This is a genomic window from Salmonella sp. 741265050_HSA (assembly GCF_046569445.1).
In the GTDB taxonomy this organism is placed as follows: Bacteria; Pseudomonadota; Gammaproteobacteria; order Enterobacterales; family Enterobacteriaceae; genus Salmonella; species Salmonella enterica.
Genome location: NZ_JBKFSV010000001.1, coordinates 241,270 through 266,827, shown reverse-complemented (window position 1 = coordinate 266,827; position 25,558 = coordinate 241,270). Strand labels below are relative to the sequence as shown.

Here is a 25,558-nt window from a genome sequence, read left to right as displayed (position 1 = left end):
ATGCTATGGAGTCCAACCGAAAAATGTTAACGCCGCCAGGGCTCGTGATGATTTTTTTAGCCGTACTGTTCTCATTGCTGACAGGATGCGCAAGTTATAAAAACACGGCATGGGGAATATATCCGGCTTCAACGGATATTTGTCCATCAGGTACGACATCAACAGGAGGGTGCAAAGAGTAATATCGCATATTTAATATACACCACTTTTTAAATGACTGTCCGGACATTTTCGGACGGTAAGTTTTCTATTAATTTATAATGGACTAATCCCATGACAAATAAAAAACACATTTTTTCAATTATCTTTATTGGTTCTCTTTTAACGGGGTGTGCTACAGGACCATCACCGACAGGGATTGGCTTATATACGGATGTTAAAGGGCCAATTACTGCCACGAGTCTCTCGGCAACCAAAACCGGTAAAGCGTGTGCGCAAACGGTATTGGGTATTGTAAATACCGGCGACGCATCTATTGATTCAGCGAAAAAAGCGGGCGATATTTCTTTAGTGTCGAGTGTTGATTATGAAACTACAGGCTCATATCCGTTTTATGGTAAAACCTGTGTTGTCGTAAGAGGACAATAACAACAGTAAGCCGGCGATGCCGCCGGCTTTTTATCCCATTTTACGTGCCGCTATCTCTGTCTGTTCCTTGCGACTCAGCCCCCGCTTTAAGGTTCTGTTAAGATTTTACGCATACCCTACAAGCAGTTGTTAATAAAGGATAATAATAATGGCACATTTCTCAAGACTGCAAATAACGCTTCACTGGTTAACACTGCTCCTGACAGGCATCGCATATGCGGCTATTGAGTTACGGGGGTGGGCGCCAAAAGGCTCCAGCGTTTACCTGTTTATGAAAGACATGCACTATGACATGGGCGTTCTGGTCTGGGCGCTGATGTTTTTACGGTTATATCTTAAACACAAATACCCGGATCCGGTCATTACGCCTCCCCCTCCTCACTGGCAGCACGTAGCCGCTAAATTAATGCATATCGCGCTTTATCTCACTTTTCTCGCCTTACCGCTGCTGGGCGTCGCGATGATGGCGTCAGGCGGGAAAAGCTGGAGCTTTTTTGGTTTTACTGTACCGGTATTTTTGACGCCAGATAGCACCCTAAAATCGGATATAAAGCGTATTCATGAAATGCTGGCCAATATCGGCTATTTCCTGATTGCCATGCATGCAGCAGCGGCGTTGTTTCACCATTACATACAAAAAGACGATACATTTTCAAGGATGTTACCCGGTAAATCATGACTATTTCGGCCATCCCGGCGTGAGAGAGCACGCCGGGCAAGGCATTATTATTCCAGCGCTATCGGTTTCGACTGATAGCGCCTTATACCGTTTGTAATCGACAATATACGATATTTTTCCGGTTCCACGTGTAAGTGATATGTACGACGCTCCCCTCGCTAATAATAGCGGGATAAGAATACTCACCGTGGTCACTTTCCAGGTCCAGTAGCGGTAGCCATGATTCGCCATTATCCTGGGAAGCAATCAGTGAAAGCGGATAGCGCTTTCCCCAGTTGCCGTTGACCGGATTTAACGCAAGAATCAGCGTACCGTCCTGCATACTAACCAGATCGATACCACTATTATTATTCGGTAAAGATGTCGCGCGGGCAACAGACCAGGTAGCGCCATAGTCGATTGAATCACTGCGAAAAATTGCCCCGCGTGTGCTTCGTAACAACATATGGATATGCCCCGGAGAAGACTCCCACAGCGTAGGCTGAATAACGCCATCCCAGCGCAGGAGGTTTTCCAGACAACATTCCCACAACATCCCCTTTTTTACACCATCCCACAACGCTACGTTTGTCCCGGAAATAGCGTTATCAGGCTCCAGCGGAACAAAAGAGATATTCCAGTGTTTTCCTTCGTCAGAGGATCGATCCACAAATGCCCTCCACCGTTCAGGACTTTCAATCGACCCTGGCGCAATCCAGGCGCCATTTGATGCCAGCAGGAGTTTATTTTTTACGGGACCGCGCGGCAAAATATCATCGTTAACCAACGGAGCTGGCGTACTCCAGGTAAATCCTCGATCGCTGGAGGTGATAAACCAGGTTTTCCACACGTGTACGTCGCTGCCTACTTTATAAAATAACCACAATTTATCCGACGGGTAAAATAACACCGGATTCCAGTGCGCTTCCCCCTCGCGTGCCGCCACTCGCTGCGGTGTTGTCCAGATATTATGTTCATAGCGAGATAGCCAGATGGCTGTATCTTCGCTTCCTTCGCGCAACCCCGCGAACCATGCGGCCACGAGCGTACCGCACGGTAAGCGAACAAGCGTAGAGGCATGGCACTGGAAGGACTCGGTTCTGCTTTCCGGTAAAATGACCTGCCGATTGACGAGCGCTAATTTCATACCTGCCTCTATTAAATAAGGTAAAAAGCATCAGCTTTTTTATGTATGAAAGTAGTGTTAGCAGAAATAGCATCAACGCGGTGAAAACGATGAACTGCTATACGAATTTATGTTCAGATATCGCGCCCATAACAGGCAGAATGTCGAGAGTGGACAAAAATTGGACTGACCTCGCGGATAATTCCAACTTACCGCCGTCCAATGGCGACGAGGTCAGTGGCACGGGATAATATAGAGGTCAGGGCTATAATATTTAGCGATCTGTGCCTACAAGCATGACGGGATACTTTTCGCTACAGGCAATGAAGGCCCGTCTAAACGGGCCTCTATTAACGCGATTATGATTTGTGTTCAATCGCCTTTGGTTTGCTTTCTATGGCAATTTTTTTCGGTTTCTCGCTTTCAGGGATCTCCTGGTAAATCTCGACCAACAAGAGGCCCTGTTCCAGTTTCGCATTATTCACCTTAGCATGTTCAGGCAAAGAAAAACTCAACTGGAAATCCGCCTTACGAATACCACGATAAATCCAGTGCGTCTGATCCTCTACCGTCTCTTCAGTGTGTTTACCCGTAATATTCAGGTTGCCGCCAACCGTTTCAATTTCAAGCTCTTCCTCTTTCCAGCCAGGAACGCTCACGGTAAGCAGATAGTTATTCGCATCGCGCTTTTGCAGATCGTAAGCTGGCGTCGCAGCGACTGGCGTATCTCCTGTTAATTGACTGAAAAGTCTATCAATACGGTTGAAACGGTCAGAGAAAAGAGAATCAGCAAACACGGGAAGTGCTGACAAGGTTCTGAGTGCCATCATTAACCTCCTGAATCACTATTCAAAAGTTCAACATCAAGGCAAGCATTGCTTGTCCACTGACTACATAGGGACGGAAAAAACATTTTCAAGTCTATAAAAGCCTTTTTTTAGTCACGAATTTAAGTAGTTAACGAAAAGTCTCATCCCGTTCATTGCCATTTCCGCTGTCCCTTCATCTTTACAATTTTTCTTCACCATCACAATTGATAATGATTATCAATTGCATTAGTGTATACAGGTTGGTTATGGCAGTGACCAACGCCCTTCTCCATTATCAAACCCAGCGCCGCCTTCGGGCGGCCTTTTGGGAGGAAATATGGTCGCCAAAAATAAAATTCACGGTCGTCGTATTCGTCAGTCTCTGCAACAGTTACATCATCGTTGTCTTTTTCAGCAACTGGCGGTAAGCCCACCAGGAGCAAAATATGTTTCAGTCACCGCTGAAACAAAAAACTGGCTTATTCATCTTGTGACTTCAGAGGGTCGCTAGCACGCGGTAGTGACTGTCCATGTTGTCGCTAAAATTTTAATGAAATGACATTTATACACCTACAATTTGCGCCCGGCTACTCCGGGCGCCATACCTGAAGATATGACCCCCGTTGCCAACTGACTGGAATTTTAGCTATCGTCTCCGACGTAGAAAAATTCGATATCTTTATTAAACCATTTATCAATGTTGTGCCACATCAGACAACCGGTCAGAAAACTTGCGATCAATATCCCTCCTATAAGCCACTTTTTCACATATACTCCTGAATAACCCCTGTTGATGCCATTATCTGATCGATAATAAAAAGACCATCATTTGAAGAAATAGTTTCACTGACAGATACCGTATGAAACGAGACAGTGAACAGTACCGTTTTCTTCGGTTTTTATGCCATAGTATTGAGCAGTGGTGACAATCATTTTCTATCGCACCATAATGATTTGCAGCCTATAGTTTATGATTTTAAGATTTGTCTACTCATCACATATGTCAGTGATGGATAAATTATAATACGCTTTTCTGGCGCACTTTTCGTCAGTAAACAGGAATACTACAGCATTCATCGTATTGATGCCGCTTTATCTCCCGTTCTTCAGGGAATTAACGACAATTTTATGCACAAAGGATACTAATGATGAAACGTAAATTGATCCCATTTACCCTCTTTCTCGCTGCGCTTAGCGCCAGTTCCACATCTATAGCAGCTTCGCAGGAGATTTCTAAATCTATATACACCTGTAATGATAACCAGGTTATGGAGGTGATTTACGTCAACACCGAGGCTGGAAACGCCTATGCGATTATCAGTCAGGTAAACGAGATGATCCCGATGCGGTTAATGAAAATGGCCTCCGGAGCAAATTACGAAGCCATAGACAAAAATTATACTTATAAACTTTATACCAAAGGCAAAACGGCTGAACTGGTGGAAGGTGATGATAAACCTGTTCTCAGTAACTGTTCCTTAGCTAACTAACCTTAAGAAATGCCTGAAGGCTCATCAGGCATTTCCACTTCAACCTTCCTGTAACGTAACGTTAAAGAATATGTGAATCACTACCATAGTATAATGGCTAATTAGTAACCACCTTTGAACATGGTTAATCCTATTTTTAAAGAAAAGTTCGAACTGTCTGAATTGTCGTTGTTGAGCGTTTAAATGTTTTGCTTTATTAAGTGACCCAGGTAGAATTCGCAGCGGCTGGTAACCATTCATATTCGCACTATTGAACGATCACCGGCCAACCGCGCCAGGGTCTTGCATACGCTCTGGCGCGGTTAAATCCCCAGGCCATAAACGAAATCACTGGTTTCTGCTATTGCTCGTATCTTTCACGTTAACCTGCATTATGCTTGCCCACCTGATGTAAAAAGACACCGCTCTGAACCATAGGGTGTGAATTTCATTTTATAAAAAATTGCGGTGCCGGGTGCCTCCCGGTGAACCATACCACAGTCAATATGGTTCGCGAGGAACATTAACTATTTGACTGGACGCCCCGCCGCAAAGGGGGATTCACCGCATAAGAAAAATCTACAACTCACAAGTAATAAAAGACAATAACATTTTTGTGCATTTTTTATAAATGACTATCTTGTCACGTAATAAATGAAATTATTCTGTAACAGGGTTGCGAGACAATACTTATTCAAAACTGAAGTGGTTAGTGGGAGTCGAACCCACATCATCAGCCTGACACTGAGGTAATAACATTATACGATAACCACATTGGACCGCCACCGAGGCCTCGAACCTCGCACCATCAACTTAGGAGGTTGATGCTCTATCCAGCTGAGCTAGTGGCGGCTGGGGACTTCTGCCAGGCGCAAAAAAGGTGCTCTCCTGGATAAAATACATACCTTGCTACTTTTCAGTAGTCGTTCAGCGGCAGGTACAATATGCGAAGGCGGTCACAAAATCTTGATGACATTGTGATTAATTCCAGGAAAATTTTCCAGAGTGAATCTTGTGAGATCTGGCGTTATTTACACCAGATTTTCCTTCCTGCTTATCACCTACCTGAGCAACCTTGATTGCTTACCACAATCCTTTATCTGTGCTTATGCTGGTGAGATGTTATGTACAGCGTCACTATGACGAAGAGAGTATGGCGAAGAGAGAAAAAACAGGCAGGTACGTGTCACTGGTAAAGAAGCCCTGTTTTATTGACTGGCGGTGCGGAAGGCGAACCTTCCGCATAGCTTATGCTTTTCAGAAACGGTATCCAACCCCGACGTTGAAGCCGTTTATTTTTGTAGAGGAGATGTTGCTTCCTTCATACCCAACATCGACGACAATATTCTCCAGCGGATTCATCTGTACACCCGCGCCCCAGGCAAATCCCGTTTTCCTTGAGGAAATTTTGTTAGAAAAAGAATCGCCATCCTGAGTGGAATGTTCTTTAAATGTCGCCTTTACCGTGCCGACACCTGCCAGCGCGTATAACGAAAAATTGTCAGACAATCGATAGGCTGGCCCAACCATAAAAGAGCCGTACTTCACCTCAAACTTGTCATGGTAATGAATACCTTCAGGCTCAATAGACCCGGAAGCCTGGCTGTCTCCATATAAGTAACTTAGCGAGGAAATAAAACTCACCGGAGAGTCATCCTCATAACGGTATTTCACATTTACCCCTCGGATATTTTTGAAATCCTGAACTTTACTTTGTGCATACCCCACGGAAAAGGCGTTAGTATCGGCCTGTGCAACATTTACAACCAAAACGCTTGTAGTAATAACTAAAGTGGATAAAATAATATTTTTCATAACAACTCCTTAATACTACTTATTATTTACGGTGTGTTTAAACACCTGCAGTACCGATCCGGCATTCAGTTATCGCCACTATGCCGAATCGACAAAACCACGAATAATTCACCGCTATCGCTCCTGATGCGTTTACTTCCTGAAAGATATTTTTACTACCAAAGCGCTCTATCGCTCATTAAGGTAACCGGTTCTACAATGTCATCTAACTTTTATAGATTTGAATGCTAATTTTTCTCACGCATATATATTTAACAGAAACCATAAAGTATTAAGCCACTATAGAACAACAAACTCGCCATACAACTATTTGATATTTAAAGCAAAAACCTCACAACCACATTAAGAAACCTGACGCCGAACGGCTAAAACATGTCATTAAGCACACTCGCCATATAACCAGAACATATCGCATTGTGCTTCACAGTCCTCACGTGACGCTCCAGCCGCAATACCGTATATGCCATCGCAGGCGCTGTAATCATATTCACGATGATGCTTAGCACGATTTATTCCCGCTCCGATTTAATCTTTTAATATGTCTATCAGTTACAACATTTCTTGTTATAAGAATAGAATCAACACCACAATTCCAACATAAATATCACCTGTGTTGAGAGAGAATTTACATTCCAGAAAAATAATAACGAACGCAAATATTGAACGCGCGATAAAAAAGTCTATTTCGCTATAAAACCCATTATTATTAAGAGTGGTTAACTCTTCGTTGAATAAAAAATGCCAGTGACGTTCCATAATTCATTAGATGAACTTCACAAGTCATTACATATAACAGGAGGTGCTATGAAACATCATGCTTTTATGCTTTGGTCATTACTTATTTTTTCATTTCATGTTTTGGCCAGTTCAGACCATTGTTCTGGTTTACAACAGGCATCATGGGAAATTTTTATCTACGATTTTGGTAGTAAAACCCCGCAACTACCTACAAATACCGATAAAAAGCAAGCCAGGCAGATTAGTTCACCATCCTGCCCGACGGCAAAACCCATGATGTCCGCACCAGTCAATGACGCCAGGAAAGGGAATACTTTCTCCAGAACATAATGTTCTTTATCTACAATGGTGCCGAACGACTACTTTTAGCCATCCGGAAATCTTGATTGCCATCAAATATAGCTGGCATTATTTTTCCTGATGTGTATAGTGCGCCTCGTTATCCCCATTAAGGAATTTGTTTGTCTCGTAAAATGACAGGAATTGTCAAAACCTTTGATTGTAAGAGCGGTAAAGGTCTCATCACCCCCTCCGATGGACGCAAAGATGTTCAGGTCCACATTTCAGCATGTCGCCAACACGAAACAGAAGCGCTTATCCCCGGTATACGCGTTGAGTTTTGTCGTATTAATGGCCTCCGCGGACCTACCGCCGCCAACGTTTATCTTTCATAATTCGTCACTCGGCATTTTTTCAGAAAAATTTAGCGAGCCCGTATACCTCCGCAGTCTGCTATGAGGCTTTGCCTGAAAGGCTGCAGAATGTTTTCAGTGGCGAAAATCTAAAGGATTTATTTTGCTAATGACTCCTGTGACCTCTTTTATCATATATCGGGTGTCCCCCCCCTTCTCACTTTGTTTAACGTGAAGAAATGTACAGCCGTTTTTCACTGTGATAGCATCTAATATTGCAAAAGTATTTAACGCTATATACCCATCGTTACAGGAGTGGCTGGCTGCGCGCATTTAACCGAAGTATTTATGTGATTCTATCGGAATTATCTCTATTGTCGCTCAATGCTACGTCATATTCAGTGGGTATAAATCGCCAATATAGTTGTAACGCTATTTATTTTTAGGGTAATAATTGAATGACTTTGCTTTCAGGAAAAACCACACTGGTTCTCTGCCTCTCCTCTATTTTATGTGGATGTACGACGAACGGCTTACCCGCACCTTATAGTATTAATTTGTCGTTCCCGGTCATTACACAAAACCAAATTAATTCCGGTGGTTATTACATAAATGACGCGGAACAAATTCGGACAACTGATGGTCTGTGCCTTGATACAGGTTCAGATCAACAGAATCGTTTGACGCTGCGGGAGTGTAAGCATGTGCAATCTCAGCTTTTCTCATTTCACCGAGACAGAATCACGCAGGGTGAGAAATGTCTGGATGCCGCAGGACAAGGTACAAAAGAAGGCACACCAATCATTCTTTATTCATGCACGGGTAATGATAACCAGCGCTGGCTCACTGATGATAACAAAATTAAGGGGAAACAGAGCCGAAAATGCCTGGGCACAAATAGCATTATTGTCAGAAAAGGCGACCCTGTTGTGTTGGCCGATTGCGATTTTAGTCGCGCCCTGGAATTTACCATCAGGTAGCAGGACATCGCTGTGAAGAGAGGGCCGCTAACCTCATGACACAACAATAGGTTAGCGACCTTTACTTCCACGTGCGGTCACGTCCGCAACGTCAGGATGACAAAACGGCGGCTAAACCTTGACACCAGTTATATACCCAGCTTAAATACTGGTCATCCAACCAGTAAAAAGGAAATGGCGATGTTCGTCGAACTCGTTTATGACAAGCGAAATGTTGAAGGTTTGCCAGGCGCACGCGAAATCATCCTCAATGAACTCACAAAACGCGTACATCAACTTTTTCCCGATGCGCAAGTGAAAGTTAAGCCAATGCAGGCGAACGCATTAAACAGTGACTGTACAAAAACCGAGAAAGAACGACTGCACCGTATGCTGGAAGAGATGTTTGAAGAGGCTGATATGTGGCTGGTCGCCGAATAACGTCCCCTCCTGCGAAAGCGACATGTCCGATCGAAAACAGCGCCCTGAGGCGCTGTCTGTGACGATATAACGCAAACGCCACCACTCAGAACATGTAGCGGAAGTTGGCGTTTATCGCATGGTCAACATGCTATTTGCCAGATGCCGACTGCTCCAGCGCCAGTCCTTGCCACTGAACATTTTGCCCAGTGCCACGCCTGTACGCCCTATCAACGAATTATACGTTTTGCTGCGCATCGACACTATTGGTCACGGTTTTACAGTAAAAACGGTACCTGTTCTCAGGTTCTTCCGGCATCAGTGCACCGTTATAATGGTGAGGTCTGACGCTATTGTAGTCGTTCAAGATGTATCCATTAATTTGTCCGGTTTTCTTGTTCATTAAGTCACCTGTTTTGTGTTGAGGTGAGAATATCACCTTTAATCAGGTGACCAAATTTACTGTGTCACTACAAGAATGAGAATAGATGAAATGTTACCTTCCACACAGGGATATAATAATCCTGGTAATGAAAAATTTATGTTTACTTATAAAGTACTAATGATATCGAATCTCTATTTCCGCATATAAATCAACCCAATACAGTTACAATGAGATAAGTGAATGTAGTTTTAAATTCAGTTAGTTGTTTATCTATAGTTGTCTCTTTGGTATTAACAATAATTAATTGATTGTACTGAATAAACTATCATTTTACCTCTGTAATAGACATCTATTTTAGTTTTATTGACGTTAGACTATGTATCTTACTATCTGCACAAGACATAGAACCAGAAACAAGTCAGGCATTGCCAGAATAAAATCAACGTCATGAAACACTGGGTTATGAACACATACATCATTCAGATAAAGAAGTAATAATCGGGAGAGTAGATATCATGAAAAAACCTGTTTTTTTCCTTCTGACCATGATCATCTGCAGCTATATTTCTTTTGCCTGCGCTAATATCAGTGACTACAAAGTTATGACTTGGAATCTTCAGGGCTCTTCAGCATCTACAGAAAGTAAATGGAATGTCAATGTCAGACAGCTTTTAAGTGGTACTGCCGGTGTGGATATTCTTATGGTACAGGAGGCCGGTGCTGTTCCCACCTCAGCGGTTCCTACCGGACGACATATTCAGCCTTTTGGAGTGGGTATTCCCATTGATGAATACACCTGGAATCTCGGAACCACCAGCCGTCAGGATATAAGATATATCTACCACTCGGCTATTGATGTTGGAGCACGCCGTGTTAATCTGGCAATAGTTTCCAGACAAAGAGCGGATAATGTTTATGTCTTGCGTCCGACAACTGTCGCATCTCGCCCCGTCATTGGCATCGGACTGGGTAATGATGTTTTTCTGACAGCGCACGCACTGGCTAGTGGAGGTCCGGATGCTGCAGCTATTGTCAGGGTTACCATTAATTTTTTTAGACAACCTCAGATGCGGCATTTATCCTGGTTTCTTGCCGGGGATTTTAATCGCAGCCCAGACAGACTTGAAAATGACCTGATGACTGAGCATCTGGAACGAGTTGTAGCCGTACTCGCACCTACAGAACCCACGCAAACTGGCGGTGGTATTTTAGATTATGGGGTCATTGTCGATCGAGCACCTTATTCACAAAGGGTTGAAGCATTACGTAATCCACAACTCGCTTCTGATCATTATCCCGTAGCCTTTTTGGCACGAAGCTGTTAATGAGTAAATAGCGTTGACGACATGTACTTTGCAGAATATATATTTATTATAAGGTAAAATTATGAGTTGTTTTACCAGTCCAGCAATTATGGAAATGTTAGGTCATTATAAATGGCGTGTTTATGAGCCATTCAGGTTTTATCTCAGTGAAGATAAAAATGATGTCATTGAAGTACCGGTAGGATTCGTTACCGACCTTGCCACTGTTCCGCGTATTTTCTGGTCATTATTGCCACCGGATGGTGAATATGCCAAAGCGGCAATCATTCATGACTACCTGTATCATTATCCATTACGTAACAGAAAAGAGTCCGATCTCATATTCCTGGATGGGATGAAAGTTCTGGGCGTGCCAAAATGGAAAAGGATAATAATGTATTTAGCCGTAAGAATATTTGGCTGGAAATACTATCATTCTCATACCATACAACATAATTAATTTCTCGTTTTTAACACACAAAGAACTATAGAAAAACCTGACGCCTTAATATAGTAATAATGAGACTTAGTGGCTTTCACCAGTTCTCCGTGTGAATATATCATTATATGCTATCATCACAAACCGCCATAGTGGTAAGTAAGGGAATTACAACCTTACCCGTTCCTTTATCCATCCATAAACAAATGACTCATTCGCCTGGCGCTTTTCTGCTAACTCCAGATAGCGTTGTCCCTGACTACAATTCAATGCCCGGATAAGTATCATTTCGCCCTCATCTCTCCGGTGAGAGAGAAAAAATGTTAGTGCCGAAAGCGTCCGTGGCCCAATCTGACCATCTGCTATCAAATCCGGATAAATTTTTTGCTGATCATTAAAAACATTAAGCCAACGCTGGAAGTACTTAATCGGGATTGAGGGTCCCATGTTCACACCAGTATCACAAAGCTCAGCTGCGATAGAATGAGAGATAATGGCAACCTGATCAAGTCGTGGACCATACCAATAATCTGCCTCAAGGATTTTTAATGCTTGATTACGGGTAAGATTCCGCATATCCCCCATATAGCCATTAGCCCGAGCCGTCGTCAGGGTTATACCCCAATGCGTTGGTCCCCCCCTGTCGTCAGGGTGATCAACATAACCGCCTTCTCTACTAAGGATAGCTGCAAAGATTTCATCTTTAGTCATAATGACTCCTTCTAATATTAATAAAATACGTATCTGAATGCCATGATTGATAATGCAATGAATCTGATAAAAACTTATTGAAGTATATAAACATTTATATTTAAGTGGATAGCCAACTTAATAAACAATATTAACCAGGCCACTAATAAACGGTCTGTTTAATTTAATAGGCAACATAGGTAAGTTTCATTTATTTAGAAAGTATAAGTTCTATTACAGGTCTTGCATCATAAAAAGACATGTTGTATACGTCAGCTCTTTGCCCTCGATGTGACTGACATACGCTACCTATTGAAAAGCATGAACTTATTAATGGGCCGAATGCATCAATTCGTTGTTGGGTATACGTCTGCGGTTCCGGAAGAAAAGGTATCACGCCAGGATTAGACGTAGTGCTTAAACCTAAATAACTGGCATTCATTGTGCTTACACCATCCTTTACCAGACCTGTTGCGCTATCATAAACAAGCGCCACGGCCTTTTGAATATTCTCGGGTAAAATAGATAATGTGGAAACATACTCTCTTTGCAATCGCATCATCGTTTTTTCATAAGCATTAAAGTGACCACCTTGCGTTTCCAGATAGGTGATGGATGGGAGCAAGCTGTAGAAATTATTATCTGCACGAATCTGATATCTGTATAAATTACCTTTGAATGTTGAGCGAGAATAGTACGCTCTGGCTATAGCATATGTTTGATTAACACTTGAGGTTGTTGCAATATAGCGACTGTCACTACTTCCACCACTACATGACCTTCCACTGATAAATTGCTGAAAGTTACGGTTATACCCAAGTAGTGAAAACCCATCGCGAAAAATAACGTCCGGCGGGGTTGAGTCCACACGATACACAAAATCTACTGCATAGTTATTAAAGCTAACTATAGATAAGGTTAAGAATATTAACTTTTTCATTATTTCTTCTCCCCTCTTACTTGGGTCCAAAGCATTGTGTCGCACTGCACGATGATAGTCCCACAAGAGCATTTGCTGAAAAGGTATTAACAAAAAGCGGATAGGTCCAGATATTTTTTTGAACATGAATCCTTACGGATTGCCCTGTACTGTAAAAATATCTTGCCTGGTCAAGAAGTTCTTTAAAGGAGGGCGCCCATATGCTCTGCTTTGATACCGCACATGCAACAACTGGTGTACCACTACCGTTAGCTTTAACCGTTTTTATGCAAAAATAAGGACTAGTATCTATCTGACCAACATGTAATTCACTAATAACTTCGTCTGAGTAATAGGCGTTCGTATTATCTCCTGTCCACTCAGCGCTGGCATTAAAAGAATAAATGATAATTAATAATGTATAAACAGGCACAAACTTATTTATATACATACTACTCTCCTGTACATTTAAAATAATTAACAAAAAACAAATTTATTATATCTCATCACATCAAAATTCAGTCTATCATGATTTACTTCAACACAATGTTACCAACCACAACAAACACTCAAATTACTTGTAAATAGTAATAATACACATATAAAAAATTTCATCACTGATAATAAGCCACACCTATTTTATCAGTTACAGAATTTCTGCCACGGTAATAACACAGGTACTTCCGGCTCATATTGATCGCCGTCGTCTGTCTACTGGTTTTTATTTTCAGCAAAGCACGACATAACTCATTAATAAATTGACGGTAATTTAACAAGCCCGCCCTCTGCAAGAACATTCTGGATAACTATCAGATCACTATTATAGGATCAAAGAGTGGGGAATAAATCATTATCATCCAACTGAATCATGGACGACATCTTATTAACTGGCAATCTTTTTCCAGTGTAGTGATCCTACCCGCGTAATCTATCTGTACCCTCCTGGTAAAGTGTCAGGCAATTTAGTCAGCCTATTGTTGATAACCGCCAGAAAAGTAATATGTTCAGAAAGATGATCTAATAAAGTTGTGAGTTGTAGGTCGCTGAGATCTAGTATAAGGCAATAATATTTCAAACATTCCCGCATCCAAGTTTGTTGAACGAAAATTTACTTAAAGAAAAAATAATAAGCCTTAATATTTTTTGCAGTATTTCAACTTATAGCAGAATAAATGTGCGTAGATGGCGTAAAAACCTGATGAGCAGGAATATCGATAGCCAGCAGGCGCTTCTGCTGGTCCATATTCCTCCATTTTGCCAGGCCATACTGGAGCGCCACCAGGTATCTGCCAGATTGATCCTAAGCTAATAAATATAAACAGATAGCAGTTACTGCCTACCTTAAGAAGTATGTGCTCATGATCATTTAAAGCTCTTTTAAAGAGCCTGATAATAAGCTTGTCAATATAATATTATGCAGTCTCTATTAAGCGCCTGGTTTATTTGTTTTGCATAATCATATAGTTGACTTTCCGAGTAAGAGTTTTCTTGCAAAGACAAATAAACGTGCTTTATATCTCTGAATAAACATACATCACCATGAATATGAGCCTCTATATAATTCCCTTCATAGCCTGTACCATAATTAGAATGAGCTAAAAATTTTTCGCCCTTAGCCATTTTAACCAAACTCTTAAAGCAATTATAACCAAAAAAATCATTTTGACAGGATGCAATCAGGTTCTCCATATGGCAAAATGTAGATAATTTACTCGTATCCAGGCCAAATCTGTGGCCGTAGATATCAAAAGGTGAGAATGTACAATTTGTTTTTACATTATCATTTAATTCAAAAAATGATTTCCCATAGGCGCTGGCACCTCCATTTTCACCGTTCAGAAAGTCCAGTGCAGCATAAATTGGTCTGCTTGTAGGGCTAAAAGTTTTACTGTTGGGAGTATATGCTACGGAAAAACCGCCTGTCTGACCATATGGGGCATAAGGTGAATCTGCAAGCTTCTCCAGTTCAAATGCTTTAGTTTCAACTGAATCACGCCCGACATTATAAGCAGGTAAATCTCCTGGTCTGCAACCTAATGCATAAGAGTTCAGATATTCTTTATTTTTTAAGAGAGAGACAAAGTCAATTTTTGCTGCATTAAAATTTATTGTCAGCCGGGCATTTTGTAAAATATCCACCATCTTATTTAGTAAGAGAGCGCAATCTATTTCGGCACCACACTCACGACTTATCCGCCTGAGCGCTTTTTCTCTTATTATGTCAGCATCGCGCTGACACCTGGAATGAATATGCGCAAGTACTTGTTTTCCAAAAAGGCGACCATACACCTTTTTACGCTCTTCATTGCTGAGACCGCAAAACACTTCGTCAAAAGAAAGCCTGTACGCTGCGCTTACAGAACCTCTCGCCGCTCTGCTTTCTGGAAATGGCGGAACATCTTCAACAAAATTTTTAATTTGCTGAATGTCTGAAGACAGAGGAGTACGTCCGACATTTTTTTCCTTATCTGTTTCCAGATATTCCGGAACCTTCACACTTCCACTGTAGAAGATAAGTTTGAGCATATGTCTCCTGAATTTTTATGACTAATATAGCATTCACTTTCGCTGACGTATTCTTTACCAGGCTGATATTTCAACACCTCTTAACAGCCTTATAGAAGTGCAAATAAAGACACTAATAATTTCATAAAATGCTTAATCTACCCACTATTGCAGGCAATAAATCATCACCTTTTATTGAAATAATCCCCTGATAATAACAATAAATCTGGTAAGGCACTTTCAAAAAATAGCCAAACCACACATCATAAAGAAAACCACCACAATCAAAATCGGTAACTATCAGCTTTCAGGGGGTCTCAGGTTATCATGACGATCGGCGTAAAGGATGGATTACTATTGCGGTCAGAATTGAGGGAGTTTTGATAAATTTTTTTGATAAAATTTTGATAACCGTTCGAATGCTAATAATAAAAACGGGGACGTTAAGTCCCCGTTTTTGTTTTTAACAATTATCGTTATTACATATTTGCGATAATCGCGTCGCCAAACTCACTACATTTCAGCAGTTTCGCGCCTTCCATCAGGCGTTCAAAGTCATAGGTCACGGTCTTCGCGGCAATCGCGCCTTCCATACCTTTAACGATTAGATCCGCCGCTTCGAACCACTGCATGTGACGCAGCATCATCTCCGCAGACAGAATAATGGAGCCTGGGTTGACTTTATCCTGGCCCGCATATTTCGGCGCAGTCCCGTGAGTCGCTTCAAACAACGCGCATTCGTCGCCGATATTCGCACCCGGTGCAATACCGATACCGCCAACCTGAGCCGCCAGGGCATCGGAAATATAGTCACCGTTCAGGTTCATACAGGCGATAACGTCGTATTCCGCCGGACGCAACAGGATCTGTTGCAGGAACGCATCGGCGATAACGTCTTTAACCACGATCTCTTTACCCGTGTTCGGGTTCTTAATTTTCAGCCACGGACCGCCGTCAATAAGCTCACCGCCGAACTCGTCGCGCGCCAACTGGTAGCCCCAGTCTTTAAACGCGCCTTCGGTGAACTTCATGATATTGCCTTTATGTACCAGCGTAACGGAATCGCGATCGTTGGTAATAGCGTATTCAATCGCCGCGCGAACCAGACGTTTAGTGCCTTCTTCAGAACACGGTTTGATACCGATACCGCAGTGCTCCGGGAAGCGAATTTTCTTCACGCCCATCTCTTCGCGCAGGAACTTGATCACTTTCTCAGCGTCTGCAGAGTCAGCTTTCCATTCAATTCCGGCGTAGATGTCTTCAGAGTTTTCACGGAAGATGACCATATCGGTCAGCTCCGGATGTTTCACCGGACTTGGCGTGCCCTGATAGTAGCGAACGGGACGCAGACAAACGTACAGGTCAAGCTCCTGACGCAGGGCAACGTTCAGAGAGCGAATACCGCCGCCAACCGGCGTGGTCAACGGACCTTTAATCGCTACGCGGTAATCACGAATTAAATCAAGGGTTTCAGCGGGAAGCCAGACATCCTGGCCGTAAACCTGTGTGGATTTTTCTCCGGTGTAAATTTCCATCCAGGAAATTTTACGCTCGCCTTTATAGGCTTTCTCGACGGCGGCATCGACCACTTTAAGCATGGCTGGAGTGACATCAACACCGATACCATCGCCTTCAATAAACGGGATAATCGGATTCTCAGGAACGTTGAGTTTGCCGTTTTGCAGGGTGATCTTCTTACCTTCCACCGGAACAACTACTTTGCTTTCCATTCACCTCTCCTTCGAGCGCTTCTGGTTTGCTCGTCTGTCATCGCGCTGCATGTGCAATGGCGTCCTGCTGCACGACTGCGTTAGAGCAATTTTTTGTTAATGTTTTGTAATGAGCATGTCAATACTACCCTATTGTTTGCCGCCATGAAAGACACTCATTATTGCGCTATAATGCGGCAATTAATAAGTTCTGAAAACACCATGCAAAAAACTTCTTTTAGAAATCACTACGTTAAGCGATTCAGCTCACGACAAGCATCTAAATCACGGAAAGAAAACCAGCCAAAACGCGTGGTTTTGTTCAATAAACCTTACGATGTGTTGCCGCAGTTCACGGATGAAGCAGGTCGCCGCACGTTAAAAGATTTTATTCCTGTGCAAGGCGTTTATGCCGCAGGCCGCCTGGACCGCGACAGCGAAGGGCTTTTGGTGCTGACTAATGACGGCGCGCTGCAGGCGCGCCTCACGCAACCGGGCAAACGCACCGGCAAGATTTACTATGTTCAGGTAGAAGGTATACCGGATAATGCAGCGCTGCAGGCGCTTCGTACTGGCGTCACGCTCAACGATGGCCCTACCCTGCCCGCCGGTATTGAGATTGTCGCGGAGCCTGACTGGCTGTGGCCGCGCACCCCGCCGATTCGCGAACGGAAGAATATTCCCACCAGTTGGCTAAAAGTCACCTTATATGAAGGCCGCAACCGCCAGGTAAGACGCATGACAGCGCATGTCGGTCATCCCACTCTACGATTAATTCGTTACAGCATGGGCGACTACACGCTCAACGGCCTCGATAATGGACAGTGGCGCGAGATCGCACAGGAGAAAGACAGATGAAACGGCTTCTCATTGCTTTTGCTTTATTAACACCGTTATCCGTTAATGCGGCCAGCTTCGACTGCCAGAAAGCGCAGGCTGCGGATGAAAAGGCTATCTGCGCGCACCTGACGCTGAATGATAAAGACGTGGAAATGCACACCAAATATCAGTTTCTGAAAGGGTTGTTCGCGATGGGCAGTCGCGGCGCCCTGCAGGACGCCCAGCAGAGCTGGCTTAAACAGCGTCAGCAGTGCAAGGCCGACGTCACCTGCCTGACAAAAGCTTATAACGAGCGTCTGAAACAGCTTGACGCGATCTATGACCACATTGATAAACCGCTTTAATAAGGATGCCTATGTTCAAGCCGCACGTGACCGTTGCCTGCATCGTTCATGCCGAAGATAAATTTCTGGTGGTGGAAGAGACCATCAACGGTAAATCGTTATGGAATCAACCTGCCGGACACCTGGAGGCAGATGAAACGCTGGCGCAGGCCGCCGCACGTGAACTGTGGGAAGAGACTGGCATCACGGCGCAACCACAGTATTTTATCCGTATGCATCAGTGGATTGCGCCGGATAAGACCCCGTTCCTGCGCTTTTTATTCGCTATCAAGCTTGATCATATTTGCGCGACCGAACCCCATGACAATGACATCGATTGCTGCCGTTGGGTGAGCGCCGACGAGATTCTGAACGCGCCGAATTTACGTTCTCCGCTGGTGGCTGAAAGCATTCGCAGTTATCAAACGGGACAATGTTACCCCTTATCTATAGTGGGCGAATTTAACTGGCCGTTTACAGAGGGTGTCAAGTAAAGGGCTGCGTGGTAGAATACGCCGCCTTGAAGTTCAATGTCGCGAGTATTCCAATGTCAGAAAGCCAAAAAAAAGTGATCGTCGGCATGTCCGGCGGTGTCGACTCCTCCGTTTCCGCCTGGCTGTTGCAACAACAGGGTTATCAGGTAGAAGGCCTGTTCATGAAGAACTGGGAAGAGGACGATGGTGAGGAATACTGTACCGCGGCAGCCGATCTGGCTGACGCGCAGGCCGTGTGCGACAAGCTTGGCATTGAACTGCATACCGTTAATTTTGCCGCAGAATATTGGGATAACGTCTTTGAACTGTTCCTTGAAGAGTACAAAGCGGGCCGTACGCCGAACCCGGATATTCTGTGCAATAAAGAGATCAAATTTAAAGCCTTCCTTGAATTTGCCGCAGAAGATTTAGGCGCCGACTATATCGCCACCGGTCACTACGTTCGCCGCGCGGATGTAAACGGCAAAAGCCGGTTGTTGCGCGGGCTCGACGGCAACAAAGATCAGAGCTACTTCCTCTACACACTTGGCCATGAGCAGATTGCGCAAAGTCTGTTCCCGGTTGGCGAGCTGGAAAAACCGCAGGTGCGTAAAATCGCCGAAGATCTGGGGCTGGTAACCGCAAAGAAAAAAGATTCTACCGGTATCTGCTTTATCGGCGAGCGCAAATTCCGCGACTTTTTAGGGCGCTATCTGCCTGCGCAGCCGGGGAAAATCATTACCGTTGACGGCGATGAAATCGGCGAGCATCAGGGTCTGATGTATCATACGCTCGGTCAGCGTAAAGGGCTGGGAATCGGCGGCACCAAAGACGGTAGCGAAGACCCCTGGTATGTGGTGGATAAAGACGTTGAAAACAATGTGTTAATTGTCGCCCAGGGGCATGAGCACCCACGCCTGATGTCGGTAGGCCTCATCGCCCAGCAGCTACATTGGGTCGATCGCGAACCGTTCACCGGCACTCTGCGCTGTACGGTAAAAACCCGCTACCGCCAGACCGATATTCCGTGCACGATTAACGCGCTGGATGACGATCGTATCGAGGTCATTTTTGACGAGCCGGTTGCCGCCGTTACGCCGGGCCAGTCCGCTGTCTTTTACAGCGGCGAAGTCTGCCTGGGCGGCGGCATTATCGAGCAGCGACTGCCGCTGACGGTCTGATTATTCAATACACAACACCATTCAAGTCGCCTCGAAGCGGCTTAAAAGATGAAGTGTATTTTATTTGATACAAGGAAGCAGTGATTGTGGCAAAGAATTATTATGACATCACCCTCGCGCTGTCTGGCATTTGCCAGTCGGCACGCCTGGTGCAACAACTGGCGCACCAGGGACACTGTGATGCCGACGCGTTGCACGTTTCACTCAACAGTGTCATTGATATGAATCCCAGTTCTACTCTGGGCGTGTTCGGCGGCAGCGAAGCTAACCTGCGTCTTGGTCTGGAAACACTGCTCGGCGTGCTGAATGCCAGCAGCCGACAAGGACTTAACGCCGAACTGACGCGTTATACGCTTAGCCTGATGGTGCTGGAGCGCAAGCTGTCATCCGCCAAAGGCGCATTGAATACGTTAGGCGATCGCATTAACGGCCTGCAGCGCCAGCTTGATCATTTTGATTTACAGTCAGACACGTTAATGAGCGCCATGGCGGGCATCTACGTGGATGTGATTAGCCCATTGGGCCCGCGCATTCAGGTGACGGGCTCCCCGGCCGTTCTGCAAAGTCCGCAGGTGCAGGCCAAAGTCCGCGCCTCGCTACTGGCAGGCATCCGTGCAGCCGTGCTCTGGCATCAGGTAGGCGGTGGTCGCCTACAGCTTATGTTTTCTCGTCATCGCCTGACGACTCAGGCAAAACAAATTCTTGCTCATTTAACCCCGGAGTTATGATCTATGGAATTATCCTCACTGACCGCCGTTTCCCCTGTCGATGGACGCTACGGCGATAAAGTCAGCGCGCTGCGCGGAATTTTTAGCGAATACGGTTTGCTGAAATTTCGTGTACAAGTCGAAGTACGTTGGCTGCAGAAATTAGCCGCGCACGCAGCGATCAAGGAAGTTCCTGCTTTTGCTGCCGACGCAAACGGTTACCTGGATACGCTTGTGGCAAACTTCAACGAAGAAGATGCCGCGCGCATTAAAACCATTGAGCGTACGACTAACCATGATGTGAAGGCAGTTGAGTATTTCCTGAAAGAAAAAGTGGCTGATATCCCGGAACTGCATGCCGTTTCCGAGTTTATCCACTTCGCGTGTACGTCAGAAGACATCAACAACCTGTCTCACGCGCTGATGTTGAAAACCGCTCGCGACGAAGTAGTCCTGCCATACTGGCGTAAGCTTATCGACGCAGTGAAAGATCTGTCCGTACAGTATCGCGATATCCCTCTGCTCTCCCGCACCCACGGCCAGCCGGCAACGCCTTCCACTCTGGGTAAAGAGATGGCGAACGTGGCGTATCGTATGGAGCGTCAGTTCCGCCAGCTCAACCAGGTGGAGATCCTCGGTAAAATCAACGGCGCCGTAGGCAACTATAACGCGCATATCGCCGCCTATCCGGAAGTTGACTGGCATCAGTTCAGCGAAGAGTTCGTCACCTCGCTGGGCATCCAGTGGAACCCTTACACCACCCAGATTGAACCACATGATTATATTGCGGAACTGTTTGACTGTATCGCGCGCTTTAACACCATCCTGATCGATTTCGATCGCGATGTCTGGGGCTATATTGCGTTGAACCATTTCAAACAGAAAACCATCGCCGGGGAGATCGGTTCTTCTACTATGCCGCATAAAGTTAACCCCATTGACTTTGAAAACTCAGAAGGCAACCTCGGTCTGTCTAATGCAGTGTTGCACCATCTGGCAAACAAACTGCCGGTTTCCCGCTGGCAGCGCGATCTGACCGACTCAACCGTCCTGCGTAACCTGGGTGTCGGCATCGGCTATGCGCTTATCGCTTATCAGTCCACCCTGAAGGGCGTCAGCAAGCTGGAAGTAAACCGCGATCATCTGCTTGACGAACTGGATCACAACTGGGAAGTATTAGCCGAACCGATCCAGACCGTCATGCGCCGCTATGGTATTGAAAAACCATATGAAAAACTGAAAGAGTTGACCCGTGGCAAGCGTGTTGATGCCGAAGGAATGAAACAGTTTATTGATAGTCTGGCCCTGCCGGAAGCAGAAAAAACGCGCCTTAAAGCCATGACGCCGGCAAATTATATCGGTCGCGCTGTGACTCTGGTCGACGAACTTAAATAATGTCTGCCTCACCCTCTTTTCTTCAGAAAGAGGGTGACTATTTGTCTGGTTTATTAACTGTTTATCCCCAAAGCACCATAATCAACGCTAGACTGTTCTTATTGTTAACACAAGGGAGAAGAGATGATGCGCGTACTGGTTGTAGAGGATAATGCATTATTACGCCACCACCTGAAGGTTCAGCTCCAGGATTCAGGTCACCAGGTCGATGCCGCAGAAGATGCCAGGGAAGCTGATTACTACCTTAATGAACACCTTCCGGATATCGCTATTGTCGATTTAGGTCTGCCGGATGAAGACGGCCTTTCCTTGATACGCCGCTGGCGCAGCAGTGATGTTTCACTGCCGGTTCTGGTGTTAACCGCGCGCGAAGGCTGGCAGGATAAAGTCGAGGTTCTCAGCTCCGGGGCCGATGACTACGTAACGAAGCCATTCCACATCGAAGAGGTAATGGCGCGTATGCAGGCGTTAATGCGCCGTAATAGCGGTCTGGCCTCCCAGGTGATCAACATCCCGCCTTTCCAGGTGGATCTCTCACGTCGGGAATTATCCGTCAATGAAGAGGTCATCAAACTCACGGCGTTCGAATACACCATTATGGAAACGCTTATCCGTAACAACGGTAAAGTGGTCAGCAAGGATTCGCTGATGCTTCAACTGTATCCGGATGCGGAACTGCGGGAAAGTCATACCATTGATGTTCTCATGGGGCGTCTGCGGAAAAAAATACAGGCCCAGTATCCGCACGATGTCATTACCACCGTACGCGGACAAGGATATCTTTTTGAATTGCGCTAATGAATAAATTTGCTCGCCATTTTCTGCCGCTGTCGCTGCGGGTTCGTTTTTTGCTGGCGACAGCCGGCGTCGTGCTGGTGCTTTCTTTGGCATATGGCATAGTGGCGCTGGTCGGCTATAGCGTAAGTTTTGATAAAACCACCTTTCGTTTGCTGCGCGGCGAAAGCAACCTGTTTTATACCCTCGCCAAATGGGAAAATAATAAAATCAGCGTTGAGCTGCCTGAAAATCTGGACATGCAAAGCCCGACCATGACGCTGATTTACGATGAAACGGGCAAATTATTATGGACGCAGCGCAATATCCCCTGGCTGATTAAAAGCATTCAACCGGAATGGTTAAAAACGAACGGCTTCCATGAAATTGAAACCAACGTAGACGCCACCAGCACGCTGTTGAGCGAAGACCATTCCGCGCAGGAAAAACTCAAAGAAGTACGTGAAGATGACGATGATGCCGAGATGACCCACTCGGTAGCGGTAAATATTTATCCTGCCACGGCGCGGATGCCGCAGTTAACCATCGTGGTGGTCGATACCATTCCGATAGAACTAAAACGCTCCTATATGGTGTGGAGCTGGTTCGTATACGTGCTGGCCGCCAATTTACTGTTAGTCATTCCTTTACTGTGGATCGCCGCCTGGTGGAGCTTACGCCCTATCGAGGCGCTGGCACGGGAAGTCCGCGAGCTTGAAGATCATCACCGCGAAATGCTCAATCCGGAGACGACGCGTGAGCTGACCAGCCTTGTGCGCAACCTTAATCAACTGCTCAAAAGCGAGCGTGAACGTTATAACAAATACCGCACGACCCTGACCGACCTGACGCACAGTTTAAAAACGCCGCTCGCGGTTTTGCAGAGTACGTTACGCTCTTTACGCAACGAAAAGATGAGCGTCAGCAAAGCTGAACCGGTGATGCTGGAACAGATCAGCCGGATTTCCCAGCAGATCGGCTATTATCTGCATCGCGCCAGTATGCGCGGTAGCGGCGTATTGTTAAGCCGCGAACTGCATCCCGTCGCGCCGTTGTTAGATAACCTGATCTCCGCGCTCAATAAAGTTTATCAGCGTAAAGGGGTGAATATCAGTATGGATATTTCACCAGAGATCAGTTTTGTCGGCGAGCAAAACGACTTTGTCGAAGTAATGGGCAACGTACTGGACAACGCTTGTAAATATTGCCTGGAGTTTGTCGAGATTTCGGCTCGCCAGACCGACGATCATTTGCATATTTTCGTCGAAGATGACGGCCCAGGCATTCCCCACAGCAAACGTTCCCTGGTGTTTGATCGCGGTCAGCGCGCCGATACCCTACGACCAGGACAAGGCGTGGGGCTGGCTGTCGCGCGCGAGATTACGGAACAATACGCCGGGCAGATCATTGCCAGCGACAGTCTGCTCGGCGGCGCCCGTATGGAGGTCGTTTTTGGCCGACAGCATCCCACACAGAAAGAGGAATAAACATTTCTGTGCGTTCTTCCACGCATCTCGTTAAGCATCCGTTATAATCGGTGTCAGATACCAGCCTGCGGATACTTAACATGGAATACCAATTAACTCTTAACTGGCCCGACTTTCTTGAACGCCACTGGCAAAAACGCCCGGTGGTCTTAAAACGTGGGTTTAGCAACTTTATCGATCCGCTCTCGCCGGATGAGCTGGCGGGGCTGGCGATGGAAAGCGAAATCGACAGCCGACTCGTTAGCCATCAGGATGGCAAATGGCAGGTCAGCCATGGCCCTTTCGAAAGCTACGATCATCTGGGTGAGAGCAACTGGTCGCTGCTGGTACAGGCGGTAAACCACTGGCACGAACCCACCGCCGCCTTGATGCGCCCGTTCCGCGCTCTGCCGGACTGGCGTATCGACGATCTGATGATCTCCTTTTCCGTTCCCGGCGGCGGCGTTGGCCCGCATCTGGATCAGTATGATGTGTTTATTATCCAGGGAACCGGTCGCCGTCGCTGGCGCGTGGGCGAAAAGCTGCAAATGCGTCAGCACTGCCCACATCCCGACCTGTTACAAGTCGATCCGTTCGAGGCCATTATTGATGAAGAGCTGGAGCCGGGCGACATTCTGTATATTCCGCCAGGATTCCCGCATGAAGGCTATGCGCTGGAAAACGCCATGAACTATTCGGTCGGTTTTCGCGCGCCCAATAGCCGTGAGCTGATCAGCGGTTTTGCCGATTACGTCCTGCAACGGGAGTTGGGCAATACATACTACAGCGATCCGGATATGCCGTCCCGCAAGCATCCGGCGGATATCCTGCCGCAGGAGATGGATAAACTGCGTAATATGATGCTCGATTTGATCAATCAACCCGCGCATTTCCAACAGTGGCTTGGCGAGTTTCTCTCTCAGTCACGCCACGAGCTGGATATTGCGCCGCCGGAGCCGCCGTATCAGCCTGATGAGATTTACGATGCCTTAAAGCAAGGCGAGGTATTAGTACGTCTCGGCGGGCTTCGCGTATTGCGTATCGGCGATGAGGTCTATGCGAATGGCGAAAAAATAGACTCTCCGCATCGCCCCGCTCTGGAGGCGCTCGCCAGTCATATTGCACTAACCGCTGAAAACTTCGGCGATGCGCTGGAAGACCCGTCCTTCCTCGCGATGCTGGCGGCGCTGGTGAATAGCGGGTACTGGTTCTTCGAAGGATAAGAACATCGCAA

The 25,558-nt window shown here is 45.7% G+C and carries 28 protein-coding genes, 1 tRNA gene and 1 pseudogene; 19 read left to right on the top strand and 11 right to left on the bottom strand.

Annotated features, from left to right (window positions below; translation table 11 throughout):
* Positions 1 to 273 precede the first annotated feature (273 nt).
* Together ACLD4F_RS01265 and ACLD4F_RS01260 are read left to right on the top strand one after the other, a co-directional pair.
* Positions 274 to 588, top strand: coding sequence for a TRL-like family protein (locus ACLD4F_RS01265; protein WP_411010641.1), 315 nt, complete (start codon positions 274 to 276; stop codon positions 586 to 588).
* A gap of 148 nt (positions 589 to 736) precedes the next feature.
* Positions 737 to 1,267, top strand: coding sequence for a cytochrome b (locus tag ACLD4F_RS01260; RefSeq protein ID WP_000929974.1), 531 nt, complete (start codon positions 737 to 739; stop codon positions 1,265 to 1,267).
* Between the two features lie 82 nt (positions 1,268 to 1,349).
* Here the strand turns inward: ACLD4F_RS01260 and ACLD4F_RS01255 are convergent, their stop codons facing one another.
* From ACLD4F_RS01255 to ACLD4F_RS01245, 3 genes are all read right to left on the bottom strand, one after another.
* Complete coding sequence (locus ACLD4F_RS01255) at positions 1,350 to 2,393, bottom strand: sialidase family protein (RefSeq protein WP_350409708.1); 1,044 nt, start codon at positions 2,391 to 2,393, stop codon at positions 1,350 to 1,352.
* A gap of 338 nt (positions 2,394 to 2,731) precedes the next feature.
* Positions 2,732 to 3,199: an Hsp20 family protein gene (locus tag ACLD4F_RS01250; RefSeq protein ID WP_001218118.1), complete on the bottom strand. Its 468-nt coding sequence runs from the start codon at positions 3,197 to 3,199 to the stop codon at positions 2,732 to 2,734.
* 200 nt (positions 3,200 to 3,399) lie between these two features.
* Positions 3,400 to 3,624: a hypothetical protein gene (locus ACLD4F_RS01245; protein WP_077677844.1), complete on the bottom strand. Its 225-nt coding sequence runs from the start codon at positions 3,622 to 3,624 to the stop codon at positions 3,400 to 3,402.
* A gap of 702 nt (positions 3,625 to 4,326) precedes the next feature.
* Between ACLD4F_RS01245 and ACLD4F_RS01240 the strand changes: the two genes are divergently transcribed.
* Positions 4,327 to 4,671, top strand: a complete 345-nt coding sequence (locus ACLD4F_RS01240) for a c-type lysozyme inhibitor (RefSeq protein ID WP_000977722.1) — start codon at positions 4,327 to 4,329, stop codon at positions 4,669 to 4,671.
* Between the two features lie 754 nt (positions 4,672 to 5,425).
* On the opposite strand, the gene ACLD4F_RS01235 is transcribed toward ACLD4F_RS01240, so the two are convergent.
* Positions 5,426 to 5,502 (bottom strand) — tRNA-Arg (locus ACLD4F_RS01235).
* A 405-nt stretch (positions 5,503 to 5,907) separates the two neighbouring features.
* The gene (pagC, locus tag ACLD4F_RS01230) at positions 5,908 to 6,465 is read right to left on the bottom strand and encodes a virulence membrane protein PagC (protein ID WP_000789472.1); all 558 of its coding nucleotides are present in this window, start codon (positions 6,463 to 6,465) and stop codon (positions 5,908 to 5,910) included.
* An 804-nt stretch (positions 6,466 to 7,269) separates the two neighbouring features.
* On the opposite strand from pagC, the gene pagD reads away from it, so the two are divergent.
* The 4 genes from pagD (at position 7,270) to msgA (ending at position 9,235) form a co-directional block, all read left to right on the top strand.
* On the top strand, positions 7,270 to 7,533 hold the full coding sequence (pagD, locus tag ACLD4F_RS01225) for a virulence protein PagD (RefSeq protein ID WP_079944656.1): 264 nt from the start codon (positions 7,270 to 7,272) through the stop codon (positions 7,531 to 7,533).
* 131 nt (positions 7,534 to 7,664) lie between these two features.
* Positions 7,665 to 7,877 (top strand): cold shock-like protein CspF, encoded by a 213-nt coding sequence (cspF, locus tag ACLD4F_RS01220; protein WP_001537306.1) that lies wholly within the window; start codon positions 7,665 to 7,667, stop codon positions 7,875 to 7,877.
* Between the two features lie 416 nt (positions 7,878 to 8,293).
* Positions 8,294 to 8,815, top strand: a complete 522-nt coding sequence (locus ACLD4F_RS01215; RefSeq protein WP_011233071.1) for an RICIN domain-containing protein — start codon at positions 8,294 to 8,296, stop codon at positions 8,813 to 8,815.
* A 180-nt stretch (positions 8,816 to 8,995) separates the two neighbouring features.
* Entirely contained in the window at positions 8,996 to 9,235 is a 240-nt protein-coding gene (gene msgA / locus ACLD4F_RS01210; RefSeq protein WP_000497451.1) for a virulence protein MsgA, read from the top strand.
* A 217-nt stretch (positions 9,236 to 9,452) separates the two neighbouring features.
* Here the strand turns inward: msgA and ACLD4F_RS01205 are convergent, their stop codons facing one another.
* Positions 9,453 to 9,617 (bottom strand): hypothetical protein, encoded by a 165-nt coding sequence (locus tag ACLD4F_RS01205; RefSeq protein ID WP_058331232.1) that lies wholly within the window; start codon positions 9,615 to 9,617, stop codon positions 9,453 to 9,455.
* A gap of 497 nt (positions 9,618 to 10,114) precedes the next feature.
* Between ACLD4F_RS01205 and cdtB the strand changes: the two genes are divergently transcribed.
* Both cdtB and ACLD4F_RS01195 read left to right on the top strand, forming a co-directional pair.
* Positions 10,115 to 10,924 carry a cytolethal distending toxin S-CDT gene (gene cdtB, locus ACLD4F_RS01200; protein ID WP_350388790.1) on the top strand — a complete coding sequence of 270 codons (810 nt, stop codon included), beginning with the start codon at positions 10,115 to 10,117 and terminating at the stop codon, positions 10,922 to 10,924.
* Between the two features lie 61 nt (positions 10,925 to 10,985).
* Positions 10,986 to 11,363: a DUF1353 domain-containing protein gene (locus tag ACLD4F_RS01195; RefSeq protein WP_001277616.1), complete on the top strand. Its 378-nt coding sequence runs from the start codon at positions 10,986 to 10,988 to the stop codon at positions 11,361 to 11,363.
* A 147-nt stretch (positions 11,364 to 11,510) separates the two neighbouring features.
* Here ACLD4F_RS01195 and ACLD4F_RS01190 read toward each other — a convergent pair whose 3' ends face one another.
* From ACLD4F_RS01190 to pltB, 3 genes are all read right to left on the bottom strand, one after another.
* On the bottom strand, positions 11,511 to 12,053 hold the full coding sequence (locus ACLD4F_RS01190; protein WP_000158843.1) for a glycoside hydrolase family 108 protein: 543 nt from the start codon (positions 12,051 to 12,053) through the stop codon (positions 11,511 to 11,513).
* A 190-nt stretch (positions 12,054 to 12,243) separates the two neighbouring features.
* Positions 12,244 to 12,972 carry a typhoid-like toxin S-CDT ADP-ribosylating subunit PltA gene (pltA, locus tag ACLD4F_RS01185; RefSeq protein WP_011233073.1) on the bottom strand — a complete coding sequence of 243 codons (729 nt, stop codon included), beginning with the start codon at positions 12,970 to 12,972 and terminating at the stop codon, positions 12,244 to 12,246.
* Between the two features lie 16 nt (positions 12,973 to 12,988).
* Entirely contained in the window at positions 12,989 to 13,402 is a 414-nt protein-coding gene (gene pltB / locus ACLD4F_RS01180) for a typhoid-like toxin S-CDT binding subunit PltB (RefSeq protein ID WP_079841405.1), read from the bottom strand.
* Positions 13,403 to 14,014: 612 nt separating this feature from the next.
* On the opposite strand from pltB, the pseudogene ACLD4F_RS01175 reads away from it, so the two are divergent.
* Positions 14,015 to 14,161, top strand: a pseudogene (locus tag ACLD4F_RS01175) (hypothetical protein); the annotation flags it as partial.
* 191 nt (positions 14,162 to 14,352) lie between these two features.
* On the opposite strand, the gene sopF reads toward ACLD4F_RS01175, so the two are convergent.
* Both sopF and icd read right to left on the bottom strand, forming a co-directional pair.
* Complete coding sequence (gene sopF / locus ACLD4F_RS01170; protein WP_061383022.1) at positions 14,353 to 15,477, bottom strand: type III secretion system effector SopF; 1,125 nt, start codon at positions 15,475 to 15,477, stop codon at positions 14,353 to 14,355.
* 458 nt (positions 15,478 to 15,935) lie between these two features.
* Positions 15,936 to 17,186, bottom strand: coding sequence for an NADP-dependent isocitrate dehydrogenase (icd, locus tag ACLD4F_RS01165; protein WP_000444508.1), 1,251 nt, complete (start codon positions 17,184 to 17,186; stop codon positions 15,936 to 15,938).
* A 171-nt stretch (positions 17,187 to 17,357) separates the two neighbouring features.
* On the opposite strand from icd, the gene rluE reads away from it, so the two are divergent.
* From rluE to roxA, 9 genes are all read left to right on the top strand, one after another.
* On the top strand, positions 17,358 to 18,023 hold the full coding sequence (gene rluE / locus ACLD4F_RS01160; protein WP_001249412.1) for a 23S rRNA pseudouridine(2457) synthase RluE: 666 nt from the start codon (positions 17,358 to 17,360) through the stop codon (positions 18,021 to 18,023).
* Positions 18,020 to 18,349 carry a lysozyme inhibitor LprI family protein gene (locus ACLD4F_RS01155; RefSeq protein WP_000825956.1) on the top strand — a complete coding sequence of 110 codons (330 nt, stop codon included), beginning with the start codon at positions 18,020 to 18,022 and terminating at the stop codon, positions 18,347 to 18,349. The genes rluE and ACLD4F_RS01155 overlap by 4 nt, the downstream gene beginning before the upstream one ends.
* Positions 18,350 to 18,360: 11 nt before the next feature.
* On the top strand, positions 18,361 to 18,822 hold the full coding sequence (locus ACLD4F_RS01150; protein WP_000476069.1) for an NUDIX hydrolase: 462 nt from the start codon (positions 18,361 to 18,363) through the stop codon (positions 18,820 to 18,822).
* Positions 18,823 to 18,875: 53 nt separating this feature from the next.
* On the top strand, positions 18,876 to 19,982 hold the full coding sequence (gene mnmA, locus ACLD4F_RS01145) for a tRNA 2-thiouridine(34) synthase MnmA (RefSeq protein ID WP_411010640.1): 1,107 nt from the start codon (positions 18,876 to 18,878) through the stop codon (positions 19,980 to 19,982).
* A gap of 86 nt (positions 19,983 to 20,068) precedes the next feature.
* Complete coding sequence (gene hflD, locus ACLD4F_RS01140; RefSeq protein WP_001519653.1) at positions 20,069 to 20,710, top strand: high frequency lysogenization protein HflD; 642 nt, start codon at positions 20,069 to 20,071, stop codon at positions 20,708 to 20,710.
* Positions 20,711 to 20,713: 3 nt separating this feature from the next.
* A complete protein-coding gene (purB, locus tag ACLD4F_RS01135) occupies positions 20,714 to 22,084 on the top strand; it encodes an adenylosuccinate lyase (protein ID WP_000423766.1) in 1,371 nt (456 codons plus the stop codon).
* A 126-nt stretch (positions 22,085 to 22,210) separates the two neighbouring features.
* Positions 22,211 to 22,882: a two-component system response regulator PhoP gene (gene phoP, locus ACLD4F_RS01130; RefSeq protein ID WP_001537766.1), complete on the top strand. Its 672-nt coding sequence runs from the start codon at positions 22,211 to 22,213 to the stop codon at positions 22,880 to 22,882.
* Positions 22,882 to 24,345: a two-component system sensor histidine kinase PhoQ gene (phoQ, locus tag ACLD4F_RS01125; protein WP_001031687.1), complete on the top strand. Its 1,464-nt coding sequence runs from the start codon at positions 22,882 to 22,884 to the stop codon at positions 24,343 to 24,345. Before phoP ends, phoQ begins: the two co-directional genes overlap by 1 nt.
* A gap of 80 nt (positions 24,346 to 24,425) precedes the next feature.
* The gene (gene roxA, locus ACLD4F_RS01120) at positions 24,426 to 25,547 is read left to right on the top strand and encodes a [50S ribosomal protein L16]-arginine 3-hydroxylase (protein ID WP_000456514.1); all 1,122 of its coding nucleotides are present in this window, start codon (positions 24,426 to 24,428) and stop codon (positions 25,545 to 25,547) included.
* The last annotated feature ends 11 nt before the right edge of the window (positions 25,548 to 25,558 follow it).

Excerpts from the sequence above, each read along its gene's own strand:
- ACLD4F_RS01265 (WP_411010641.1), top strand. The coding sequence starts at position 274 with ATGACAAATAAAAAACACATTTTTTCAATTATCTTTATTGGTTCTCTT.
- ACLD4F_RS01260 (WP_000929974.1), top strand. The coding sequence starts at position 737 with ATGGCACATTTCTCAAGACTGCAAATAACGCTTCACTGGTTAACACTG.
- ACLD4F_RS01255 (WP_350409708.1), bottom strand. The coding sequence starts at position 2,393 with ATGAAATTAGCGCTCGTCAATCGGCAGGTCATTTTACCGGAAAGCAGA.
- ACLD4F_RS01250 (WP_001218118.1), bottom strand. The coding sequence starts at position 3,199 with ATGGCACTCAGAACCTTGTCAGCACTTCCCGTGTTTGCTGATTCTCTT.
- ACLD4F_RS01240 (WP_000977722.1), top strand. The coding sequence starts at position 4,327 with ATGATGAAACGTAAATTGATCCCATTTACCCTCTTTCTCGCTGCGCTT.
- pagC (WP_000789472.1), bottom strand. The coding sequence starts at position 6,465 with ATGAAAAATATTATTTTATCCACTTTAGTTATTACTACAAGCGTTTTG.
- pagD (WP_079944656.1), top strand. The coding sequence starts at position 7,270 with ATGAAACATCATGCTTTTATGCTTTGGTCATTACTTATTTTTTCATTT.
- ACLD4F_RS01215 (WP_011233071.1), top strand. The coding sequence starts at position 8,294 with ATGACTTTGCTTTCAGGAAAAACCACACTGGTTCTCTGCCTCTCCTCT.
- msgA (WP_000497451.1), top strand. The coding sequence starts at position 8,996 with ATGTTCGTCGAACTCGTTTATGACAAGCGAAATGTTGAAGGTTTGCCA.
- ACLD4F_RS01205 (WP_058331232.1), bottom strand. The coding sequence starts at position 9,617 with ATGAACAAGAAAACCGGACAAATTAATGGATACATCTTGAACGACTAC.
- cdtB (WP_350388790.1), top strand. The coding sequence starts at position 10,115 with ATGAAAAAACCTGTTTTTTTCCTTCTGACCATGATCATCTGCAGCTAT.
- ACLD4F_RS01195 (WP_001277616.1), top strand. The coding sequence starts at position 10,986 with ATGAGTTGTTTTACCAGTCCAGCAATTATGGAAATGTTAGGTCATTAT.
- ACLD4F_RS01190 (WP_000158843.1), bottom strand. The coding sequence starts at position 12,053 with ATGACTAAAGATGAAATCTTTGCAGCTATCCTTAGTAGAGAAGGCGGT.
- pltA (WP_011233073.1), bottom strand. The coding sequence starts at position 12,972 with ATGAAAAAGTTAATATTCTTAACCTTATCTATAGTTAGCTTTAATAAC.
- pltB (WP_079841405.1), bottom strand. The coding sequence starts at position 13,402 with ATGTATATAAATAAGTTTGTGCCTGTTTATACATTATTAATTATCATT.
- sopF (WP_061383022.1), bottom strand. The coding sequence starts at position 15,477 with ATGCTCAAACTTATCTTCTACAGTGGAAGTGTGAAGGTTCCGGAATAT.
- icd (WP_000444508.1), bottom strand. The coding sequence starts at position 17,186 with ATGGAAAGCAAAGTAGTTGTTCCGGTGGAAGGTAAGAAGATCACCCTG.
- rluE (WP_001249412.1), top strand. The coding sequence starts at position 17,358 with ATGCGGCAATTAATAAGTTCTGAAAACACCATGCAAAAAACTTCTTTT.
- ACLD4F_RS01155 (WP_000825956.1), top strand. The coding sequence starts at position 18,020 with ATGAAACGGCTTCTCATTGCTTTTGCTTTATTAACACCGTTATCCGTT.
- ACLD4F_RS01150 (WP_000476069.1), top strand. The coding sequence starts at position 18,361 with ATGTTCAAGCCGCACGTGACCGTTGCCTGCATCGTTCATGCCGAAGAT.
- mnmA (WP_411010640.1), top strand. The coding sequence starts at position 18,876 with ATGTCAGAAAGCCAAAAAAAAGTGATCGTCGGCATGTCCGGCGGTGTC.
- purB (WP_000423766.1), top strand. The coding sequence starts at position 20,714 with ATGGAATTATCCTCACTGACCGCCGTTTCCCCTGTCGATGGACGCTAC.
- phoP (WP_001537766.1), top strand. The coding sequence starts at position 22,211 with ATGCGCGTACTGGTTGTAGAGGATAATGCATTATTACGCCACCACCTG.
- phoQ (WP_001031687.1), top strand. The coding sequence starts at position 22,882 with ATGAATAAATTTGCTCGCCATTTTCTGCCGCTGTCGCTGCGGGTTCGT.
- roxA (WP_000456514.1), top strand. The coding sequence starts at position 24,426 with ATGGAATACCAATTAACTCTTAACTGGCCCGACTTTCTTGAACGCCAC.